Source organism: Rhodococcus tibetensis, assembly GCF_024438035.1.
Classification (GTDB): Bacteria; Actinomycetota; Actinomycetes; order Mycobacteriales; family Mycobacteriaceae; genus Rhodococcus_F; species Rhodococcus_F tibetensis.
The window spans coordinates 1-22,377 of the sequence record NZ_JANFQF010000008.1; the positions used below are offsets into that span (position 1 = coordinate 1).

The 22,377-nt window shown below is 65.9% G+C and carries 20 protein-coding genes; 1 reads left to right on the forward strand and 19 read right to left on the reverse strand.

Going from position 1 to position 22,377, the window contains the following annotated elements; genetic code table 11:
- The 6 genes from NOF53_RS11150 to NOF53_RS11175 all read right to left on the reverse strand — a co-directional run.
- Positions 1–89, reverse strand: an 89-nt coding sequence (locus tag NOF53_RS11150; protein WP_255968606.1) for a hypothetical protein, incomplete at its 3' end; no start/stop codon positions are given.
- Positions 90–200: 111 nt separating this feature from the next.
- Positions 201–1,016: an HpcH/HpaI aldolase/citrate lyase family protein gene (locus NOF53_RS11155; protein ID WP_255968181.1), complete on the reverse strand. Its 816-nt coding sequence runs from the start codon at positions 1,014–1,016 to the stop codon at positions 201–203.
- The gene (locus NOF53_RS11160; protein ID WP_255968183.1) at positions 1,013–1,498 is read right to left on the reverse strand and encodes a MaoC family dehydratase; all 486 of its coding nucleotides are present in this window, start codon (positions 1,496–1,498) and stop codon (positions 1,013–1,015) included. The genes NOF53_RS11155 and NOF53_RS11160 overlap by 4 nt, the downstream gene beginning before the upstream one ends.
- Entirely contained in the window at positions 1,495–2,658 is a 1,164-nt protein-coding gene (locus tag NOF53_RS11165) for an acyl-CoA dehydrogenase family protein (RefSeq protein ID WP_255968185.1), read from the reverse strand. Before NOF53_RS11165 ends, NOF53_RS11160 begins: the two co-directional genes overlap by 4 nt.
- Positions 2,655–4,664, reverse strand: coding sequence for an acetyl/propionyl/methylcrotonyl-CoA carboxylase subunit alpha (locus NOF53_RS11170; RefSeq protein ID WP_255968608.1), 2,010 nt, complete (start codon positions 4,662–4,664; stop codon positions 2,655–2,657). The genes NOF53_RS11165 and NOF53_RS11170 overlap by 4 nt, the downstream gene beginning before the upstream one ends.
- A gap of 15 nt (positions 4,665–4,679) precedes the next feature.
- Positions 4,680–6,269: a carboxyl transferase domain-containing protein gene (locus NOF53_RS11175; RefSeq protein WP_255968187.1), complete on the reverse strand. Its 1,590-nt coding sequence runs from the start codon at positions 6,267–6,269 to the stop codon at positions 4,680–4,682.
- Between the two features lie 226 nt (positions 6,270–6,495).
- On the opposite strand from NOF53_RS11175, the gene NOF53_RS11180 reads away from it, so the two are divergent.
- Positions 6,496–7,050, forward strand: a complete 555-nt coding sequence (locus NOF53_RS11180; protein WP_255968610.1) for an SACE_7040 family transcriptional regulator — start codon at positions 6,496–6,498, stop codon at positions 7,048–7,050.
- Positions 7,051–7,128: 78 nt separating this feature from the next.
- Here the strand turns inward: NOF53_RS11180 and NOF53_RS11185 are convergent, their stop codons facing one another.
- The 13 genes from NOF53_RS11185 to mftE all read right to left on the reverse strand — a co-directional run bounded on the left by NOF53_RS11185 (position 7,129) and on the right by mftE (position 22,340).
- The gene (locus tag NOF53_RS11185) at positions 7,129–7,398 is read right to left on the reverse strand and encodes a GlsB/YeaQ/YmgE family stress response membrane protein (protein WP_255968189.1); all 270 of its coding nucleotides are present in this window, start codon (positions 7,396–7,398) and stop codon (positions 7,129–7,131) included.
- A 132-nt stretch (positions 7,399–7,530) separates the two neighbouring features.
- Entirely contained in the window at positions 7,531–9,168 is a 1,638-nt protein-coding gene (locus NOF53_RS11190; RefSeq protein ID WP_255968191.1) for an AMP-binding protein, read from the reverse strand.
- A gap of 99 nt (positions 9,169–9,267) precedes the next feature.
- A complete protein-coding gene (locus NOF53_RS11195; RefSeq protein WP_374212600.1) occupies positions 9,268–10,608 on the reverse strand; it encodes an MFS transporter in 1,341 nt (446 codons plus the stop codon).
- Between the two features lie 125 nt (positions 10,609–10,733).
- Positions 10,734–11,279, reverse strand: coding sequence for a hypothetical protein (locus NOF53_RS11200; RefSeq protein ID WP_255968193.1), 546 nt, complete (start codon positions 11,277–11,279; stop codon positions 10,734–10,736).
- Positions 11,280–11,360: 81 nt separating this feature from the next.
- Positions 11,361–12,140, reverse strand: a complete 780-nt coding sequence (gene eutC / locus NOF53_RS11205) for an ethanolamine ammonia-lyase subunit EutC (protein ID WP_255968195.1) — start codon at positions 12,138–12,140, stop codon at positions 11,361–11,363.
- Positions 12,137–13,549, reverse strand: a complete 1,413-nt coding sequence (locus NOF53_RS11210) for an ethanolamine ammonia-lyase subunit EutB (protein WP_255968197.1) — start codon at positions 13,547–13,549, stop codon at positions 12,137–12,139. The genes eutC and NOF53_RS11210 overlap by 4 nt, the downstream gene beginning before the upstream one ends.
- Entirely contained in the window at positions 13,546–15,000 is a 1,455-nt protein-coding gene (gene eat / locus NOF53_RS11215; RefSeq protein ID WP_255968198.1) for an ethanolamine permease, read from the reverse strand. Before eat ends, NOF53_RS11210 begins: the two co-directional genes overlap by 4 nt.
- Before the next feature lie 120 nt (positions 15,001–15,120).
- Entirely contained in the window at positions 15,121–15,663 is a 543-nt protein-coding gene (locus tag NOF53_RS11220) for a DUF779 domain-containing protein (protein WP_255968200.1), read from the reverse strand.
- Positions 15,663–17,186, reverse strand: coding sequence for an acetaldehyde dehydrogenase ExaC (gene exaC, locus NOF53_RS11225; RefSeq protein WP_255968202.1), 1,524 nt, complete (start codon positions 17,184–17,186; stop codon positions 15,663–15,665). The genes NOF53_RS11220 and exaC overlap by 1 nt, the downstream gene beginning before the upstream one ends.
- A 76-nt stretch (positions 17,187–17,262) precedes the next feature.
- Positions 17,263–18,573, reverse strand: a complete 1,311-nt coding sequence (locus tag NOF53_RS11230; protein WP_255968204.1) for a sigma-54-dependent transcriptional regulator family protein — start codon at positions 18,571–18,573, stop codon at positions 17,263–17,265.
- Positions 18,574–18,638: 65 nt separating this feature from the next.
- Positions 18,639–20,114 carry a mycofactocin dehydrogenase MftG gene (mftG, locus tag NOF53_RS11235; RefSeq protein WP_255968206.1) on the reverse strand — a complete coding sequence of 492 codons (1,476 nt, stop codon included), beginning with the start codon at positions 20,112–20,114 and terminating at the stop codon, positions 18,639–18,641.
- Positions 20,114–21,511, reverse strand: coding sequence for a mycofactocin biosynthesis glycosyltransferase MftF (mftF, locus tag NOF53_RS11240; protein ID WP_255968208.1), 1,398 nt, complete (start codon positions 21,509–21,511; stop codon positions 20,114–20,116). The genes mftG and mftF overlap by 1 nt, the downstream gene beginning before the upstream one ends.
- Positions 21,512–21,617: 106 nt before the next feature.
- A complete protein-coding gene (gene mftE, locus NOF53_RS11245) occupies positions 21,618–22,340 on the reverse strand; it encodes a mycofactocin biosynthesis peptidyl-dipeptidase MftE (protein WP_255968210.1) in 723 nt (240 codons plus the stop codon).
- Positions 22,341–22,377: the final 37 nt, after the last annotated feature.

The window sequence follows — 22,377 nt, forward strand, 5'->3', positions numbered from 1 at the left end:
ACCCCCGCCTTCTCCAACGCACCCCGGATCGCGATCCCACCCAGATCCGAACCCGAGAAATCCTTCAACGAACCCATCAACCGACCCATCGGCGTACGGGCTCCGGCAACAATCACAGACGTCGTCTTTTCAGGCACTGCAGTTCTCCATTCGTTCGTAAGGCCGTGAGTACTTGATATCCGCCCGGGGTCGAGGAGCAATCACGGGGTCTTGCCCGATCTCCTCAGGACCGTCTCGGCGTGACGCAGAACCGGCGCGTCCACCATCTTGCCCTCGAATGCGAAAACGCCACGTTGCTCGTCGACGGCGGCAAGAACCCTTGTCGCCCAGTCGACGTCTTCGTCCGATGGCTCGTACGCCTCGCGGATCACCGCGACCTGGCTCGGATGGATGGCGACCTTCACATCGAAACCGACGGCCACGGCGTCGTGCGCCTCGGCGCGAAGACCATCCGAGTCCTTGATGTCGAGGTAGACGGAATCGAGGGCGAGCCGGTGATATGCCTTGGCTGCCAGCAGTGTCGACGACCGCACCTGGGTGGCGACGTCACGGTAGGTGCCGTCCTCGCGTCGGCTGGAGTTGCCGCCCATTGCCGCCACCAGGTCTTCGGCACCCCACATGACGCCGATCGTGCTCGCCGCCAGGGCGATCTCGCTGACCGCGAGCGCACCGAGCGGCGACTCCACCAGGGCGATCACCTCGCGCGGCGCCAGCGACAACACTTGATCGGCCGTCTCGCACTTGGCCAGCATCAGCCGTGTGTAACGGGTGCCGTCGAGGGCGAGGAGGTCGAGTTCGTGGTCGTCCGTACCGACGGGGTTGACGCGCACCACTGTTCGCTCCGGAACGAGCGGGGTGTCGATCAGTGCGATCCGCGCAGCTTCCTTGTCGGCCTGTGCGACTCCGTCCTCGAGGTCGAGAATGACGATATCGGCAACTGCCGCCGCTTTCGCGTAGCGCTCCGGGCGGTCGGCCGGGCAGAACAGCCAGGCCGGTCCGGGCAGTATCCAGCTCACGACGGCTTTTTCTGAACGAGGGTTTTGCGCACGGCGAGTGCCACCACGTCACCGTGCTGGTTACGCCCGGTGTGTTCGAGGGTGACGATGCCCTCCCCCGGCCGGCTCTTCGATTCCCGCTTGTCGGCGATGCGCGTTTCGGCGTAGAGAGTGTCGCCGTGGAACAGCGGCTTCGGGAAACTGATCTCCGAGAAGCCCAGGTTCGCGACGATGGTGCCCTGCGTGAGTTGCGCGACCGACAGCCCGACCAGCGTCGAGAGGGTGAACATCGAGTTGACGAGGCGCTCACCGAACTGGGTGCCTTCGCTGTAGGCGGCGTCGAGGTGCAGGGCCTGGGTGTTCATCGTCTGCGTCGTGAAGAGCACGTTGTCGGCTTCGGTGACGGTTCGGCCGGGGCGATGCTCGTAGACGGCTCCGAGTTCGAACTCCTCGAACCACAGTCCACGCTGGACGATCCGGTTCGGCTCTCCGGCTCCGGTCACAGTCCGGCCTCGCGCGCGATGAGCATCAACTGCACCTCGGTGGTGCCCTCGCCGATCTCGAGGATCTTGCTGTCGCGGTAGTGCCGTGCCACTACGTACTCGTTCATGAAGCCGTAGCCACCGTGGATCTGAGTGGCGTCCCGAGCGTTGTCCATGGCGGCCTCGGACGCGACGAGTTTGGCGATCGCGGCCTGCTTCTTGAAAGGCTTGCCGGACAGCATCAGTGCGGCGGCGTCGTAGTAGGCGGTACGAGCTGTATGAGCGCGGGCCTCCATCCGCGCGATCTTGAACGCAATGGCCTGGTTGTGCCCGATGGGCCGCCCGAACGCCTCGCGCTCCTTCGCGTACTTGATCGACTCGTCGACACACCCCTGCGCCGCACCGACACTGAGTGCGGCGATAGCGATTCGGCCCTCGTCGAGGATGCGAAGGAAGTTCGCGTACCCGCGACCCCGCTCGCCGAGCAGGTTCTCTTCGGGGACGCGGACGTCCGAGAACGTGAGGGGGTGAGTGTCGGAGGCGTTCCAGCCCACCTTGTTGTACGCCGGTTCGGCGGTGAAACCCGGGGTCGAGGTGGGGACGAGGATCGTGGAGATTTCCTTCTTCCCGCCGTCCTTCACCCCGGTCACCGCAGTGACGGTGACGAGCTTGGTGATGTCCGTGCCCGAGTTGGTGATGAACTGCTTGTTGCCGTTGATGATCCACTCGCCGCTGTCGAACTTGGCGGTGGTCTTGGTGCCGCCCGCATCGCTTCCGGCGCCCGGCTCGGTGAGACCGAACGCAGCGAGACTCTTACCGCTGGTCAACTGCGGCAGCCATTCCTGCTTTTGTGCCTCGTTGCCGAAGCGGTAGATCGGCATCGCACCGAGGGACACACCGGCTTCGAGGGTGATGGCAACGCTCTGGTCCACCTTGCCCAGCTCCTCGAGGGCGAGGCACAGCGCGAAGTAGTCGCCGCCCATTCCGCCGTACTCCTCGGGGAACGGCAGACCGAACAGCCCCATGTCGGCCATTCCCGACACCACCTCGTACGGGAAGGTGTGGTTGGCGTCGTGCTCTGCCGCGACCGGTGCCACCACGTTCTTCGCGAAATCGGCGACGGTCTTCGCCAGCTGCTGGTACTCGTCGGGAAGCTGGCCGGTGGCCAGGAATTCGGTCATGACGCGTCTTCTTTCATATCGGTGGTGTCGGTGTGCGGGGTGACTCGTGCGAGCAGTTGGTCGACCATTACCTGGTCACCGGGTGCGACGAGGATGTCGACGACACCGTCGACCGGTGCGGTCAGCGAGTGCTCCATCTTCATCGCCTCGACCACGACCAGCGCCTGCCCGGAGGTGACCTGGGAACCACTCTCGGCTCCGACGGCGATGACGGAACCTGGCATGGGACTGGTGATCTCCGCCTCTCCGGCATGCACGTCACCCGTGCGGACGCTGAGCTCTTCGACTTCCCGGAGCATCGTCGTGCCCTCGGAGCCGGCAAGCCAGATGTGCCCGTCCGTCTGCGCGACCCGATATGTTTCCCGTCGCCCGTCGACGACCACGGAGAGCACATTGCCATCGAGCGCCGCCGTCAGGGACAAGGTATCGCCGTCCTCCACCCGCGCTGTGGCGTCGGCGGGGTGACCCGTGATGCGCACGTGGTCGGTACGCGTCGGCGATGCCAGCCGAATACTGGTGGGCGCGGGAACCCCGACCCGCCAGCCGCTGGGCACGTCCCACGGATCGGCCTGTGCACGCTCGGGCCAGCGCTGCAACCAGCGGAGGGCGGCCGCGGCGATCAGGGCGGCATCGGTGGCCTCGGCCGCGGTGAAGTCCTCGAGACGGCGATCGAGCAGACCGGTGTCGAGCCGGCCCGCCACGACGTCGGGATCGGCCAGGAGGAAACGGGCGAACTCGATGTTGGTCACCACACCCAGCACACCGGTCTCCGCCAGCGCGCGATCCAGCTTCCGCAACGCACCGGCCCGGTCCTCGGCGTGGGCGATGACCTTCGCCAGCATCGGGTCGTAGTCGCTGCCCACCACTGTGCCTGCGCGAAGTCCCGAATCGACGCGGATACCCGGGCCCTGCGGTTCGACGACATCGGCGACGAGACCACCGGTCGGCAGGAAACCCCGGCTGGGATCCTCCGCGTACACGCGCGCTTCGATGGCATGCCCGGTGAGCATGATGTCGCGTTGGGTAAATCCCAGCGGTTCACCCGCCGCGACCCGAACCTGCCACTCCACCAGGTCGAACCCCGTCACGAGCTCCGTCACCGGGTGCTCCACCTGAAGCCGCGTGTTCATCTCCATGAAGAAGAACTCGTCCGGCCTGTCGGCGGAGACGATGAATTCGACCGTTCCGGCCCCCGAGTAGTCGACGCTGCGCGCCGTGTTGCAGGCCGCCTCACCGATGCGGGCGCGCGTCTGCTCGTCGAGCAGGGGCGAGGGCGCCTCCTCGATGACCTTCTGGTGGCGACGCTGCAGACTGCACTCGCGCTCACCGAGATGTACCACGTTGCCGTGCTGGTCGGCGAGGATCTGCACCTCGATGTGGCGGGGACGCAACACGAACCGCTCGAGGAAGAGGGTGTCGTCACCGAACGCCGACGCCGCTTCACGCCGCGCACTGAGCAGGGCGTCGGCGAGCGCGCCCGGCTCCTCCACCAGGCGCATGCCCTTACCGCCGCCGCCTGCCGAAGGCTTGACGAGGACCGGATATCCGATGTCCACGGCGGCCGCGATCAGGTCGTCGTCGGACAGGCCGGGACGGGCGATGCCGGGTACGACGGGCACATCGAACTTCGCGACCGCATTCTTGGCGGTGATCTTGTCGCCCATCACCTCGATAGCGGCTGCGGACGGGCCGAGGAAGGCGATTCCGGCGTCCGCACAGGCACCAGCGAACTTCGCGTTCTCCGACAGGAAGCCGTAACCGGGGTGGATCGCTTGGGCTCCCGTGGCCTGCGCGGCGGCGATCACCTTCTCGATCACCAGGTAGCTTTCGCGGGCCGACGCCGGTCCGAGATGAACCGCGGTATCGGCCTCGCGGACATGCCGCGCGTCCCGGTCCGGATCGCTGTATACCGCGACCGAGCGGATCCCCATGGTCCTCAGCGTGCGGATCACCCGCACGGCGATCTCGCCGCGGTTGGCGACGAGGACGGTATCTATCCGTGTCATGTCAGTCATGTCCGTTCACATCCGGAAAACGCCATAGGAGACCGGTTCGAGGGGCGCGTTCGCGCACACCGAGAGGGCCAGTCCGAGAACAGTTCTGGTGTCTGCGGGATCGATGATGCCGTCGTCCCACAGACGGGCAGTCGAGTAGTACGGGTTGCCCTGGGCCTCGTACTGCTCACGGATCGGCGCCTTGAACGCCTCCTCGTCCTCCGCAGACCACGGATTACCGGCCGAGTCGAGCTGATCACTGCGCACCGTCGACAGCACGGACGCCGCCTGCTCACCACCCATCACGGAAATTCGCGCGTTCGGCCACATCCACAGGAACCGCGGGGAGTACGCCCGCCCGCACATCGAGTAGTTGCCCGCTCCATAGGATCCGCCGATCACGACAGTCAGTTTGGGAACCCGGGCACACGCCACCGCTGTCACCATCTTCGCGCCGTGCTTCGCGATGCCCCCCGCCTCGTAGTCGCGCCCGACCATGAAGCCGGCGATGTTCTGCAGGAACAGCAGGGGAACCCGCCGTTTGTCGCACAGTTCGATGAAGTGGGCACCCTTCATCGCCGACTCGGCGAACAGCACTCCGTTGTTCGCGACGATGCCGACGGGATGTCCCTCGATGTGCGCGAAGCCGGTGACGAGCGTCTTGCCGTATTCGGCCTTGAACTCCTGGAAAGCGCCGCCGTCGACGACCCGGGTAATGACCTCGTGAACGTCGTACGGGGTGCGCGGATCCGTCGGGACCACGTCGTACAGCTCAGCCTGCGGCGCGGTTGCGGGCGCGGCCGACACCACGTCCCACGGACGGTCTGCGCGCGGACCCAGCGTGGCCACGATGTCGCGCACGATCCGCAGCGCGTCCTGATCGTCCTCGGCGAGGTGGTCGGTCACCCCCGACACCTTCGAGTGCAGGTCGCCGCCACCGAGCTCCTCCGCCGTCACGACCTCACCGGTCGCCGCTTTCACCAGCGGCGGCCCGCCCAGAAAGATCGTGCCCTGGTTCCGGACGATGACGGCCTCGTCGCTCATCGCCGGCACGTAGGCACCGCCCGCGGTGCAGGAGCCGAGAACCGCCGCGATCTGCGGAATCCCCTGCGCGCTCATCGTCGCCTGGTTGTAGAAGATGCGGCCGAAGTGCTCGCGGTCGGGAAACACCTCGTCCTGCCGGGGCAGGAACGCGCCACCCGAGTCGACGAGGTAGATGCACGGCAGCTGGTTCTGAAGTGCGATCTCCTGCGCCCGCAGATGCTTCTTCACCGTCATCGGGTAGTACGTCCCGCCCTTGACCGTGGCGTCGTTGGCCACGATCACGCACTCCCGGCCGGACACCCGGCCGATGCCCGCGATGACGCCCGCGCCGGGGCATTCGTCGTCGTACAACCCGTTGGCCGCGAGCGGGGCGATCTCGAGGAAAGCACTCCCCGGGTCGAGCAGGGTGTCGACTCGATCGCGTGGGAGCAACTTGCCCCGGCTCACGTGCCGCTCCCGCGACTTCTCGCTACCTCCCAGAGCCGCGACGGCCAGCTTCGACCGCAGCTCGTCCACCAACTTGGTGTGCTCTACCCGGTAGCCCTCTCTCGCAGTGGTTCCGCCCAGTGCCATACTGCCGCCTTCTCGTCTTGACGCGCGTGACTAGTGAGTTAATACTCGATAACTGAATTTAAGATAACTGTGATTAACTGAGTTGTCCAGACCACATCCCGGAAAGAGCGAGGCGATGACCACACACCTCGACGGCGCCGCCGCGCCGGCCGTGCCCACCGACGGCGCCGCCGCGCCGGCCGTGCCCACCGACGGCGCCGCCGCGCCGATCACGCGCCGCGAGCAGATGAAGGCGGACCGCCGTCGGCAACTCCTCGACGCCGCTGCCCGCCTGATCGCCGAACGGGGATTTCTGGGCGTCCGGCTCGAAGACCTCGGTTCCGCCGCCGGAATCAGCGGCCCCGCCGTCTACCGCCACTTCCCCAACAAGGATGCTGTCCTGGTCGAACTACTCGTCGGCATCAGTACCCGACTCCTCGAAGGCGGTTCGCTCGTCGCAGCGAAGGCGCCCTCCCCCGAGGCGGCACTCGACGGTCTCGTCGACTTCCATCTCGACTTCGCTCTCGGGGAATCCGAGCTGATTCGCATTCAGGACCGCGACCTCGAAAGCCTTCCACCGGAGGCACGGCGCGAAGTCCGGCAGAAGCAGCGGCGCTACGTCGAACTGTGGGTGCAGGTGCTACTCCAGGTAGACGCGTCGCTCGACGAAACGGACGCCCGAACCAAGGCCCACGCGACATTCGGGTTGATCAACTCGACACCCCACAGCGCCGATCCCGCGACGCCCGCGCGCACCCGGAAGGTTCTGCGCGAAATGGCTCTCACCTGCTTGCGCCCGTAGACACACAACGCCGTAGACGCACGAAAGGGCCCCGCCCGAGTCGGACGGGGCCCTCGTAAAGCTGTACAGCGCTGGAACCTACACCCTCCGCTTGCTGGTCATGGACGTGTACGCCAATGTCAGCACAGCTGCCGCAGCGATACTGATGATCCACCGGATCCAATCGATTCCGCCGGTATCACCTTTGTCGCTGATCGCGCCCCACACCCAATAACCAATGAGGGCGCCCGCGATACCGAGGACGATGGTGATGAGCCACCCCATCGCCTGCTTTCCTGGGATGACCAGACGCGCCAGCACACCGATGACCGCACCGAAGATGATGGTGCCGATAATTTCTCCAACCATTACCCTCTCCTCTCCACACGCGAGTGCGAGCGGAAGGTCACCGCTCCTTCGCAGATTAGCCAGTGTGGAAGCGGTTCAACCGTGGTTGCGCAAATCGTTGCCGAATGGTTCACCTCCAGGCCACGGGGACGCCTACGCCCCGCCGATCAGAGCCATCGACTGTTCACGCATCTCCACCTTGCGCACCTTACCGGTCACCGTCATGGGGAATGCGTCGACGATGTGCACGTATCGGGGGATCTTGTAGTGGGCCAGCTTGCCCGTGCAGAATGCCCGGACCGCGGCTTCGTCGAGCGGCTCGGCGCCGTCCCGCATGCGGATCCACACCATCAGTTCCTCGCCGTACTTGGCGTCGGGAACCCCGATCACCTGGGCGTCGAGAATGTCGGGGTGGGTGTACAGGAACTCCTCGATCTCGCGCGGATAGACGTTCTCCCCTCCCCGGATCACCATGTCCTTGATGCGGCCCGTGATCGCCACGTACCCATCGGCATCCATCACGCCGATGTCACCGGTGTGCATCCACCGCGCCGCGTCGATGGCCTCCGCTGTCTTCTCCGGGTTGTTCCAATACCCGAGCATCACCGAGTATCCACGGGTACAGAGTTCACCCGGCTCTCCCCGGGGAACCGTCAGTCCTGTTGCAGGATCGACGATCTTGACCTCGAGATGGGGTCCCACCCGGCCCACCGTCGACACCCGCTGGTCGATGGTGTCGTCCGAGCGGGTCTGCAGCGACACCGGTGAGGTCTCGGTCATGCCGTAGCAGATGGACACTTCGGCCATCCCCATCTGCTCGATCACCTGCTTCATCACCTCTACCGGGCACGGTGATCCGGCCATGATGCCGGTGCGCAGGCTGGACAGGTCGAACCGGTCGAAGCCCGGATCGGCGAGTTCGGCGATGAACATCGTCGGCACCCCGTACAACGACGTGCACTTCTCCGCCTCGACCGCGCGCAGGGTGGCCTTCGGATCGAAGGAGGGGCCAGGAATCACCATGGCAGCGCCGTGACTGGTGCAGGCCAGATTGCCCATTACCATGCCGAAGCAGTGGTAGAACGGCACGGGAATGCACACCCGGTCGTTCTCGGTGTAGTGACACAGTTCGCCGACGAAGAAGCCGTTGTTCAAAATGTTGTGATGGCTGAGTGTGGCACCCTTGGGGAATCCGGTTGTCCCCGAGGTGTACTGGATGTTGATCGGGTCGTCCGACGACAACCCTGCCTGCGCAACGGCCAGCCGCGACGGATCGGCCGCGACTGCCGCCGTTCCGTCCGACATCAGCGCGGTCCACTCGGGACTACCGAGGAGAACCACCATGTCGAGATCGGGGCACTCCGGGCGCACTTCCTCGATCATGGCCCGGTAATCGGACGTCTTGAACTCGCGAGCCGACACCAGCAGCCGAATGCCGGCCTGTCCGAGAACATACTTCAGTTCGTGCGCCCGGTAGGCGGGGTTGATGTTGACCAGTACCGCACCGATCTTGGCTGTGGCGTACTGGATGAGTGTCCACTCCGGGCAGTTCGGCGCCCAGATACCGACGCGGTCGCCTTTGACGATGCCGCGGGTCAGCAGCGCCGCCGCGAGCGTGTCCACATCCTGCGCCAGTTCGGCGTACGTCCACCGGCGACCCGAGGGCAGATCGACCAGGGCGTCGCGATTCCCGTGCGCGGCCACCGTCCGATCGAAGTTGTCTCCGATGGTGTCCCCGAGCATCGGGGCGTCTCCGACCCCGGCCGTGTAGCTGGGAAGTGGCGTTGTCATAGCTTTCCTCTCCAGGCGTCCCGGCGGACACCTACGGAACGGGCAGGCACGAGAGGCCGTTCCGTTGTCGAATTTACTCTCGGTCGACGTGACGCCCAGTCAGAGAGCGTCGTCCTTCGTCTCGACGAGCGCCTTCGTGCACACGAGGCTCACCACGGCGAGCACGGCGAGCATGACGCCGATCGATGCACTTCCGTATGCCGAAGCGAGAGGCGCGGCGATGAGGGGCGGTACTGCGCCGCCGAGCACACCCGCGAGGTTGTAGCCGAGCCCTGCCCCGGTGTACCGGTAGCGGGTCTGGAACATTTCGGGGAGCAGCGCACCACAGGGGCCGTACGCGACTCCGAAAATCGCGAGTGTCACCATCACACCGACCGCGAAGGCTACCGGCGAACCGGTGTCGAGCAGCGGGAACAGTGCGAGCGCCCACACCACGGCCAGCGCACACGAGATCATGATGACCCGGCGACGACCGATCCGGTCCGAGTACAGCGCGGACACGATGATGGTGAACCCGAACACCACCGCCGACACGATACCGACGGTCAGGACGAAGGGACGACTGAAACCGAGAGTCGCGGTGCCGTAGCTCGTGAGAAACGCTGTGCCCATGTAGAAGAACGCGAAGAGGGTCGCGAGCGCACCGGCGGAGAGGAGGATTTCCTTGGTCTGGTAGCGCCACGCATCCATCAGTGGGAGCGTCCGCGGGGCAGCATCGGCTCGATCGGCGTCCTGCACAGCGCGGAACACCGGGGTCTCCTCGATCGCCAGGCGCATATAGAGACCGATGCCGACCAGGACGGCGCTGAAAAGGAACGGTATCCGCCACCCGTAGTCCAGGAAGGTGGAGTTGGTGTCACCGAAGACAGCGCCCGTGACCAGGAACGTGGCACTCGAGAGAATGAACGCGACGGCGGGGCCGAGCTGCGGGAACATCGCATAGAGTCCGCGTTTGCCGGGTGGGGCGTACTCGGCCGTGAGCAGGGTGGCGCCTGCCCACTCACCGCCGACCGCGAAACCCTGACCGAATCGCAGGAGCACCAACAGGATCGGTGCCGCGACACCGATTGTGGCGGCGCCGGGAAGCAGTCCGATCAGGAACGTGGAGACGCCCATCAGGATCAAGGTGGAGACGAGAGTCTTCTTACGACCGATCCTGTCCCCGTAGTGACCGAAGAGCATGGCTCCCACCGGTCTGGCGACGAAGGCCACCGCGAAGGTCGCGAAGGACGCGACGGTTCCCGCGGTGGAACCCAGAGCGGGAAAGAACACCTTGGGGAAGACCAGCGCCGCCGCGGTGCCGTAAATGAAGAAGTCGTAGAACTCGATCGTCGTCCCGATGCCACTGGCAACGGCTACCTTGCGAACGCTGGTGCCGCCCTTGCGCACCGGTGCGGGAGTGTGGGGGACTCCCGCACCGGGTGTGGAGACTGTGCTCACTCGATTCCTCCGTGGTCCGTGTGGATGTCCCGACTTCCGGGACGAGAGGAAAGGTAGTGATCTGGCTCACGTCGCCACTACCCCCGAATGGGGGGTGGTGACCTCCGTCGGCATGGAGGCGGGGGTCAGACCGGTGTCCCGGCAGCTCCCAGCAACTCCCTGCGCAGTTCTGTCCACACGGTCGCGTAGGAGTCGATGACGGGCTCGGCGATCCACTTCGCATCTCCCGCCGCGACTTTCGCGAGTGCATCCGCGAAGAGGTCCTGGTACCGGGACAACCGGGGGACGAACGCCGACAGGTCGTCGAACACCACGGAGGCGCGGCGATCGAGGTCTGCCAGCCGATCGGCGTCCGCGGTGTCGATCAGTGCGACGAACTCCTCGTGGAACGGTACGAAGCTCTCGTACACCTCCGCGATGGAATCCTCGTCGATGGACACGCGCTCGGCGTCGAGCTGGTCTTCGAGTTCCGCCAGTCCCGCCTCGGTCAGAGCGATCCGGCCACTCGACACTTCTGCTGCCTTACCCTGGCTCAGCAGGGCGTCGTAGGCGGCCTGCGCCGACGCCGCGGCAACTCCCAGGTGTTCGGCGAGCACGTCGGCACTGACCTGCTCTTTCAGACGAACCGCCTGCAGCAGAGCCAACTCGTCCACATTGCCAGCGAAGGCCATAGGTCTTCTCCTCGTCATACCCCGTGCAGGGTTGTTCCCAGGCAGGCCCGGCCGGACCTGTCGACCCTTTAGGAAACACGACTACAGTTCGAGGACCTCCGAGGGGGCGGCCAGTGCATCCGCGCGGGAGGTGTCCTTGAGATCCACGCCGGATCTGCCGAGCTTCCTCGCCCCGCCGACGAGGGACGCCACGACGCGAGCCGCCAGGTCGTAACCGAGCCCGCCGGGGGGATGGATGTTGGACACACAGTTCCGGTCTGCGTCGGTGCGTCCCGGACGCGGAAGATGCGTCAAGTAGACGCCCACGCTGTCTGCCACCGACAGCCCGGGCCGTTCCCCGATCAACAGTACGAGGGTCTGCACGCCCATCGCCTCGGCGATGTGATCACCGAGCGCCACCCGAGCCTGAGTGGCGATGACAGGCGCTGCAAGCGCGTATGTTCCGCCGAATTGCTCGACCAACGCCGACAGGAGGGGAACCCCGTGATCGGCGAGCGCGCGGGGTGACAGACCGTCGGCGAGCACAAATCCGACCTCGGCGGTACCTCTCGGCACCGAGGACAGGTCGGCGGGGGTCCGGCCGAGGTCCGGCCGTCTCAGGTACTCGCCACGATCCGCGGCCTGACTGGCGACGACGACCGGCCGTCCCAGGCCGACGGTCTCGACCTGGTCTGCCAGCGCCGCCGCGTCGAGCGGTTGGTGCACCGCATCACGGGCCGCGGCGTGCGCCGAGCGGAACTCGAGCACCCGCCGCGTGGGCAGCGCATCGCCGGTTCGGCCCAGCCCGATACGGGCCTGTGTCGTCGCGCGCAGTTCTGTCCAGAAGTCCTGCACGGCAGGATCGTGGGCGTTCTCGTTCACGATGCCGCCGTCAGGGCACGCAGGGGCGAGGCCGCGGCGTCGACGGGCAGGATCCTGCCGTCGTCGTCGACCATGCCGAGTCGGCGCAACCAGTCCTCGAACTCGGGGGCAGGTCGGAGCCCGAGCACCTGTCGAGCGTAGAGCGCGTCATGGAACGACAGGCTCTGGTAGCCGAGCATCACGTCGTCGGCGCCGGGGACCGCGATGACGAAGGCCGCTCCGGCAACCCCGAGCAAGGTGAGAAGCGTGTCCATGTCGTCCTGATCGGCCTCGGCGTGATTGGTGTAGCAGACGTCGACACCCATCGGCAGTCCTAGCAGTTTCCCGCAGAAGTGATCCTCGAGCCCGGCCCTGATGATCTGCTTGCCGTCGTACAGGTACTCCGGTCCGATGAAGCCGACCACCGTGTTGATCAGCAGCGGTTCGAGATCACGGGCCACCGCGTACGCCCGGGTCTCGAGGGTCTGCTGGTCGACGGGCCGGCCACCCGCGCCGAGGTGGGCGCCCGCACTGAGCGCCGAACCCTGACCCGTTTCGAGGTACATGACGTTGTCGCCGACGGTGCCGCGTTTCAGGGACCGGCCGGCCGCGTTGGCCTCACGGAGCAGCGAGATGTCTACGCCGAAGCTCGAATTGGCGCCCTGTGTTCCGGCAATCGATTGGAACACCAGGTCGACCGGAACCCCGGACTCGATAAGACCCATGGTGGTGGTGACGTGGGACAGGACGCACGACTGCGCGGGGATGTCGAATCGCTGACGGATGTCGTCCAGCAGATGAAGCAACTCCGAGGTGGCGTGCGGGGAATCCGTCGCCGGGTTGATGCCGATCACCGCGTCACCACATCCGAGGAGCAGTCCGTCGAGTGTCGCGGCGGCGATCCCGCGCGGGTCGTCGGTGGGATGGTTGGGTTGCAGGCGGGTGCCCAGCGTACCGGGCCGGCCGAGAGTGGTCCGGAACGCGGCGGTGACGTGCACGGCTCGGGCGACGGCGATGAGATCCTGGTTGCGCATGATCTTGCTGACCGCGGCCACCATCTCGGGTGTGAGCCCCGGGCCGACTCGCCGGAGGATTTCGGCCGCATTCTTACCCGCCGCCACCTCCAGCAGCCAGTCCCGGAAACCGCCGACGGTGAGGTGGGAGATCTCACCGAAGGCCACCCGATCGTGCGAGTCGATGATGAGGCGGCTCACCTCGTCGTCCTCGTAGGGCACGACCAGTTCGTTCAGGAACGTGGTGAGGGGAACGTCGGCGAGGGCCCATTGCGCCGCAGCGCGTTCGGCATCCGTCGATGCGGCGCAGCCCGCGAGTTCGTCTCCGCTCCGAAGCGGAGTGGCCTTGGCCAACAGGTCGACGAGCCCGTCGAACGTGTAGCCGACACCGGCTATCGAGTGTGCGTAGATGGTCATCCCAGCTCTTCCTCTGCCTCCGCGAGAGCAGCAAACTCCTCGTCGGGCGAATTGGCAACGAGGTGATGGCGGCTGTACAGGCCGAAGTAGGCCATGAACCCGGCGAAGGCGATAAGCGTCCACAGTGCGGCGACCGGGTCGACGAGGAACGTGGCAATCACCGCAGCGGCTGCGATCACGAGCGCGAAGGAGGTGGTGACGATCCCGCCCGGAGTGCGGTAAGGACGCTTCATGTCGGGCTCGCGGCGGCGGAGCACGATATGACTGACCATCATCAGTACGTAGCTGACGGCGGCACCGAAGACGGCCATATTGAGCAACATGGCGCCTTCACCGGTGAGCGAGAGCACGAACCCGATGATGCCGGGGACGATGAGCGCGAGGGTAGGAGCCTTCCGCGAGTTGGTGATCGACAGGTTCTTCGGCAGGTACCCGGCACGCGACAGCGCGAAGGTCTGCCGGGAGTACGCGTACATGATCGAGAAGAAGCTTGCGACCAGCCCGGCGAGGCCGATGTAGTTGACCACCTTGGCGGCGGTACCGTCACCGAGCGCCTCGACGAGGGGATTGCCCGAGGTCGCCAGACCCTCGGCGCCCATCGCGCCCGTGGCGAGGAAGAGGACGGTGGCGGCCGTGACGAGCAGGACGAGCATGCTGATGATGATTCCGCGCGGGACGTTCTTTTCCGGCTCGCGCGCTTCTTCCGCGGCCAGGGGAACGCCTTCGACCGCAAGGAAGAACCAGATCGCGAACGGCACCGCAGCCCAGATACCGAACAGCCCGAACGGCAGGAAGCTCGATGCTCCCACCGCATCGGTGGCCTGGATGTCCGTCAAGTTGGCTGCGTCGAAGAGCCCGATCGCCGAGATCGCGAAGATAACCAGCCCGACGAGGGCGATGGCAGTGATGACGAACATGGCCTTGAGAGCCTCACCCGCACCCGTGAGGTGAATGCCGATGAAGATGGCGTACACGGCGAGGTACACCCACCAGCCGTCGGTGATTCCGAAGAGTTCGAGCGATTCGACGTAGCTGCCGATGAACGTGGCGATCGCGGCAGGGGCAATCGCATACTCGATGAGAATGGCTGTGCCGGTAGCGAATCCACCCCACGGCCCCAGGGCACGGCGGGCGAAGGTGTAACCGCCCCCTGCCGCCGGGAGTGCCGACGACAGTTCCGCCATACCGAGAACCATCGCCAGGTACATGCCCGCGATGACCACCCCGGCGATCAGCAGACCACCGAATCCGCCCTCGGCGAGCCCGTTGTTCCACCCCGCGTAGTCTCCGGAGATCACATAACTGACACCGAGGCCGGCGAGGAGTACCCAACCTGCCGATCCCTTTCGGAGCGTGCGCTTTTCGAGGTAACTGTTGTCCTCCGAATGGAAGTCCACACCATCGTGGTGTTTCCCGGTTCCGGAATTCTTGGATGGTTCTACGAGTGACATTCCGTCCCCTACATCGATATGAATGCTGCCGCGGCGCAGGTGCCGAGGCGAACGGTAAGCGTGCTGTGTTCACGTCGTGTCAGCCCGGCGTGACCACTACGTAAAAAACCCGGGCTGAAGTCAGCTACCTGGGCGGGCGCCGGGCACGGGGCAGGCGTCGACCGCCTCGGCGACCACCTGCGGCTCCGCCGAGGGGGCGGGCCGCCAGCCCTGTTCCCACCGCTGACCGACGACGAGGTCTTCGGCGGCGAGGCTCGTATTCTCCTCCGGGGTGAAGGCGCGGGCACGGCTGAGGAAGCGCATCCCTTCCGGGCTCTCGACGCTGAACCCCGACCCACGCCCCGGCACGACGTCGAGTACCAACTGGGTGTGCTTCCACGCCTCGAACTGCGACCCGGAAATCCACACCGGGACCGCGTCGACCCCCTCGGGCCGCGTCGGCAACGTCTCACCGACGCCCAGGCGCAGGTCGAGGACGCCGAGCAGCACGTCCCGATCCCCCACGATGAACTCGCCGTCCGGGTAGCACATCGGCGCGGAACCGTCACAACATCCACCGGACTGATGCATCATCAGCGCCCCGTGGATACCGCCGAGGCGGCGGAGAAGCTCCACCGCCCCGGCGGTTACCTTCAGGCGCGCGGGCGCCCGAACCGTGTCCATCAGAAGAAGCCCTGGGCCTTCTGCGCGTAGCTGACCAGAAGGTTCTTCGTCTGCTGGTAATGCTCGAGCATCATCAGGTGGTTCTCACGGCCGATGCCGGACTGCTTGTACCCGCCGAACGCGGCGTGCGCCGGGTACTGGTGATACGTGTTGGTCCACACCCGGCCGGCCTGAATATCACGCCCCGCCCGGTAGGCCACTCCACCATCCCGCGACCACACCCCGGCTCCCAGGCCGTACAACGTGTCGTTCGCGATCTCGATGGCCTGGTCGTAATCCTTGAACGAGGTGACCGAGACGACGGGCCCGAAGATCTCCTCCTGGAAGATCCGCATCTTGTTCTGACCGGTGAAGATGGTGGGCTGCACGTAGTAGCCGCCCGACAGATCGCCACCGAGTTCGGCGCGCTCACCACCGGTGATCACCTTGGCGCCCTCACCCTTGCCGATCTCGATGTAGGACAAGATCTTCTCGAGCTGATCGTTGGACGCCTGCGCACCGATCATCGTGTCTGTATCGAGCGGGTTCCCCTGACGCACAGCCTTGGTGCGAATGGCCGCCATCGCCAGGAACTCGTCGAAGATGTCTTCCTGAATCAGCGACCGCGACGGGCACGTGCACACCTCACCCTGATTCAGGGCGAACATCGTGAACCCCTCGAGGGCCTTGTCCTGGTAATCATCGTTGGACGACAACACATCCGAGAAGAAGATGTTCGGGCTCTTGCCGCCCAACTCGAGGGTGACCGGGATCAGATTCTGCGACGCATACTGCATGATCAGCCGGCCCGTGGTCGTCTCACCGGTGAACGCGATCTTCTTGATCCGCGGGCTCGACGCCAGCGGCTTGCCCGCCTCGACACCGAAGCCGTTGACGATATTCAAGACACCGGCGGGCAGAAGATCACCGATGATCGAAATCAGGTGCAGGATCGACGCCGGAGTCTGCTCCGCGGGCTTGAGTACCACCGCGTTACCGGCGGCCAGCGCCGGCGCCAGCTTCCACACCGCCATCAAAATGGGGAAGTTCCACGGAATGATCTGGCCGACCACACCCAGCGGCTCATGGAAGTGGTACGCGACGGTGTCGTTGTCGATCTCCGACAGCGCCCCCTCCTGTGCACGGATCGCTCCCGCGAAGTAACGGAAGTGATCGACGGCCAGCGGAATGTCCGCGTTCAGGGTCTCGCGGATCGGCTTGCCGTTGTCCCAGGACTCGGCGAGCGCGATGGACTCGAGATTCTCCTCGATACGGTCGGCGATCTTGTTCAGGATGATCGCACGCTCAGCCACCGACGTCTTGCCCCACGCCGGAGCCGCGGCGTGCGCGGCGTCGAGTGCAAGGTCGATGTCCTCGGACGTCGACCGGGCCACCTCACAGAACGGCTGCCCCGTGACCGGTGTCGGATTCTCGAAGTACTGACCCTTGACGGGCGCAACCCACTGGCCGCCGATCCAGTTCTCGTAACGCGATTGGAAGGACATGACGGAATCGGGCGAACCCGGGCGGGCATACACGGTCATCGATAACTCCCTGGTGTCGTGAAACTCAGTTGCGGTGCGTATGTGACTCACAACACTAGGGAACGTACCGTTGCAACTACGTTGCGTACTGCTGATCGAACAGATCGACCCGCGACTTGACCTGGGAGTACAGAGCTGAACGCGGGTCGAGCCCGGCGAGATAGGCCTCCCACGCCGCCACGTCTGCGCGACCGTGCACCGACGTGGTCCACCGCGCCAGCAGCCGCTGGTCACCCTCACGGAGCAACGCGGCCTGCACGCGCGCGCGCAACTCGTCCCGCAGTTCTTCGACCCCGGGTGCGTCGGACCCCGGCAGCACCGGACCGGAATACATGTCCAGGGCAGCGGCGAGCTCGCCCCGGTCGAGGGCACTGCGCACCTGCTGCACATCGGACACCAGGTCTGTGAGCAACCGATACGGGCGTGACCCAATATGAGCTGTTCCGAAAACCTTCCGCAGACGCGACATCTCGGCCCTGATCGTGACGGAGTCCAGATCACTCTCGTCGAGGAGCACCGCAAGACGGTCCGAACTGAGCCCCTCGGGATGCTCGGCGAGGAGCAGCAGAATTTCTGCGTGGCGCCGCGGGAGTGGAGTACGTCGGCCGTCGCGGACGAGGCTGGGCCGACCCGAGCCGAGGACCTCCAACCGGGTGACGGTGTCGACGACAGGGTGTGGCGAACGCAGCAGGTTCAGGCGTAGTTCGGCTTCTGCCGCCGCGACGGTGGCCCGGATCAGCGAGAACACCTCGGGGACGGCCACTCGCGGACCACCGGTGATGTCGATGGCACCGACGATCAACCCGGTGGCCGGATCGTGGACGGGGGCCGCCGAGCAACTCCACTCGTGGACGGAACGACTGAAATGCTCCGCACCGAAGATCTGCACGCAGTGATCGAGCGCAAGAGCCGTTCCTGGCGCGTTGGTGCCGACGGTGTCTTCACTCCAGTCGGCGCCTTCGACGAAGTTCATCTCGAGCGCGCGGTCCTTGGCCGAGGAATCACCTTCGACCCACAGCAACTGCCCCTTCTCGTCAGTGATGGCAACGAGCAGACCGGTGTCGGCCGCATCCTCGACGAGCAGTTTGCGCACGACCGGGCGGATCAACGCCATCGGATGCGAGGACCGGTACTCCGCCAGCTCGGAGGCTGCCAGATGATCCGCCCGGGCGGCGCCGTCCGGGTTCACGCCCTTGCGGGTGCTCCGCATCCAGGAATCGAGGATGACCGAGCGGACGGAAGGCCCCTCCGTGTCGGGGACTGCGGGCACGGAACGGTCGACGAACAACTGATGAGCCGACGACACCCGTCGAGCGAGCAGTGCGACATCGTCACCGGGTCGCACGGCGACCCACGGGTTGCCCCCGGTGGGCGGTTGCTTCTGCATCGGATCCTCCACGGCGTCTCTCACTACTGTAACGCGGGCCACACTCTCGCCGGTGACGATGGCAGTCACCCGGAGAGGAAGGTACTGACCCGTTCGGCCACCATCACGGCGGTGGCGTGCGGGCCTCGGCTCGGTACCGCCGGGAACACCGAAGTGTCAGCGATGGTGAGCCCATCGACCCCGCGGACGTTGCAGCGCTCGTCGACGACCGCGCCGGGGTCTTCCGAGTTTCCCATACGGCAACTGCCACAGAGGTGCAGCGACGTCCCCAGGTGGGCGAGCACCGACTCGTCCGACACCTCGTCCGACGAGGGTTCCACGAGGAATCGGAGGGCCGGCGATCGGAGAAGTTCGACACCGAGACAGACGCCGTCCCGTAGCGCCCGGCGATCGGAGCCCGTCTGCGCGTAGCGATACTCGATCCGTGGATTGTCCCTGCGATGCGGCGACGTCAGCCGAAGCCGACCCCGGCTCTCCGCGACCATCAGACCAATTCCGAGCCGGGGTACCGGCTGACCCGACCCTGGCACGAGAACATCGAAAGATGCAGTGTACGGCCGTATTTCGATCCTCCCGACGTTGAGCACGGTCTCGACTACCGGGCTGGTAGCGTCGCGGCGCAGTTCATCCCGGGCATGATAGGGCAGAGCCACTTCTGGATGATCACTGAAGTCGCTCCCGACACCGGGCGCGTTGATCACCGGACGGATTCCGTTGTCTCGCAGATGATCCGCAGGACCAATCCCCGAGTGCATCAGCAGGACGGGCGTCTCGACCGCACCCGCCGCGAGAACCACTCGATCCGCTCTGAGTACCCGTCGAGCGCCGGCGCTCTCTACCTCGACGCCGACCACCTTGTTGCCGGAGAGGAGGATTCGAACGACGTGCGCGTTCGCCTCGACCGTCAGGTTGGGACGGTTCAGCGCGGGCAGCAGATATGCCGTCGCCGTACTGACTCGCCGGCCGCCGCCGACATTGAGCGGCACGGGTCCGATTCCCCCGCCGCCACCCCCGTTTTTGTCCGCTTCCTCCGGAAAGCCGGCGTCCAGGGCGACGCGATGAAAGGCGGCGCTGACAGCGCTCAGCCGATCGGCGGGTTGTCTACGCACGGGCACGGGACCCGTGGCCCCGTGTGACGGACCCTCGAAATCCGCGTCCGTTTCGAGAGCCCGGAAGTAGGGCAGCACGTGGCCGTACGACCACGACGGCGGCCATTGGTCGAAGTCCGTCGCCGTCCCGCGGATGAAGTACGCTCCGTTGACGGCGCCCGAGCCTCCGAGAACATGACCGCGCACCATTACCGAAGGCATGCCGGGTGCGAGCTCGATTCTGTACGCGGCGCCGTAGGGACTTCGCGGACCGACCGGCAGCGTACGGTAGTCGAGCACGGGAGGACAATCGTCCGCCGACCGATACCCGGAACCGGATTCGAGGAGGACGACGGATCGGTCAGGATTTTCGCTCAGCCGCGCAGCCACCACGCAACCACTCGAGCCGCCGCCGACGACCACCACGTCGGCAGCTCGGACGGGCCCGGCCACTACGATTTCAGCCGAGGCTTCACTGCGTCGAGATCGCGGGCCGCGATCACACCTTTCCACAGCCCTGCACCGTAGGCGATGTCGTCGATGCGTTTGAACGCCGTGTGCCGCACGGGCCCCAGTCCCCCTGGTTCACGGTGAGTGACCCAGTCGGCGACTCCCTCCGCTATTGCGATAGCGAGAGCGATCCTGCGAATACGTCTCGACAGCACCACCGCCAGAAGAGTGATGGGCCAGTAGTGCCGGCACATCGCGGAGGCGAGCTGCCATGCACCGCCCGCGAACCCCTGGGCCGCGAGGATGGCAGCGATCCGGGTGGGCTGGTCGAGCCCGGTGAACATGCGGCGAAGGCGCACCACCATCATCGCGAGGGTGGCGACGGCCCCGAGCAGACCGAACCGAGTACATGAGGCGGCGGCGATGCAGGCGAAGAACGTCCACGGAGACATGGACAACGGCGGAACCATCCCCGAGTGCCGCGAGGCGAGCGGCGCCGCACCGGTCCCGTAGAACATTTTGCGATCGAACCACTTACCGAAGGTGACCCGGTGATCATGAGCAACATGAGCCACAGGCTCGTACCGCAGCCGCCATCCGGATTCCTGGAGGCGCCAGCACAGGTCGACGTCCTCGGCGACATGCATGGACTCGTCGAACCCACCGAACTCGTCGACCACCTCGCGGCGGGCGATCATCGCTGCGCTGGGCACGTAGGACACGGGCCCACCGGACTGGACCGCCGATTCCTTCCGCCCCAGGTCGAGAGAGGAGCGGCCGTGCTCGTAGCGCGCCAGCGTGCTCGCCTCGGGGTCGAGAGCGACGATCCTCGGTGCCACGAGCGCGACCGCGGGGTCGCTGAAATGGCCGAGCATCACTTCAATCCATCCCGTTCGAGGCAGCACGTCGGAGTCCAGGAAAGCGACGAACGGGGTTGCAGCGGAACGGAGACCGGTATTCCTGGCCGCCGCCGGGCCCTTCGCGGTGTCGTGACGCAGAATGGTGACGCGACCACATCCGTTCTGCAACGCGGGAGAGACCACCGGAACGTCCGAGCCGTCGTCCACCACGATCACCTCGAGACCACGCAACGACGCGAGAAGGCGGTGGAGCCCGCCCGGATTGTTTCGCACCGGGATGACAACAGTGACATCACGGGGTGAGGGTGTGCTCATCGGCCGCGGGTTCGCGACGCCGGAATCGAGGAGTCGGCGAGCGACCACCGCCGACTGCGGATCGACGACCTCCAGAAAGCCGTCGCCGATCATGGCGGCAGCGGTGGGCGCCAGCTTCAACATCCGTGTCGGTGAACCGCCGATGAGGACTCGGCCGCCCGAGTATGCGCGCACCTTGGGGTCGATTCGGATCCCGAATCCATCGGGAAGTCGAGCTTGGCGCATCAGTCGATGGTATGCGCGTCGGACAGCACGGGCCGGCCATACCGGATATCGGGAACACCGAAGGTACGACGATGCGCCCTCAGCCACCCGAGGACTCCCGCGTGGGTCATGTAAGCCTCCCATCGGGGTCCGGCTTCCACCGGAGCCTTCCATCGGGGCCCGGCTCCCACCGGGCCAGTGCCTTGGACACGCGTTCGACGAGTGCGCCGAACACGTGCGCCCCCTCCGCGGCCGTAGCGCCCGTCGGATCACCGAGCACGCCGTTGGCCGACACGGCGACCATACCGCCTTCGCGCAGTCTTGGCATCAAGCTTGCGAGAGGTTCCGTATTGCCGGGCTCGGCGCTGGACAAACGTACCCGATCGGGTGAAAGGTGTAGCAACAGGGATGTTTCCGTACGGCCGGCGTGGGCATCTGCGCGCGGCACGGCGCACGGTACCCAGGCGACATCCCGTCCTTCGTACCGGAGCAAGGCAACAGCCTTGACAAGAGCGGGACCGTTCCCGCCGTGACCGTTGACGAACAGCACGCGCCCCGCCCACCGGCACGCTGATCTCCCGTACTCGACCAGCACCGTTTCGAGCGCGTCCGCGCCGAGCGACACCGTTCCCGGAAACGCTTCGTGCTCACCGCTGGCTCCGTACGCAATCGCGGGCGCCAGGAGCACCCCGGGCAGAGCCCCCGCCACCGCCGCGGCGATGGCTGTGTCGGTGTCCAGCGGAAGGTGCGGGCCGTGTTGCTCGAGGGAGCCGACGGGAACCACGACAGTGGCCGAGTCGCCATCCACGTCCGTCCATACTGCGTCCTCGAGGGGCCCGGAAGCGGTCATCCCCCGATGCTAGGCGAGGCGGAAGAAGCCGCTGCCG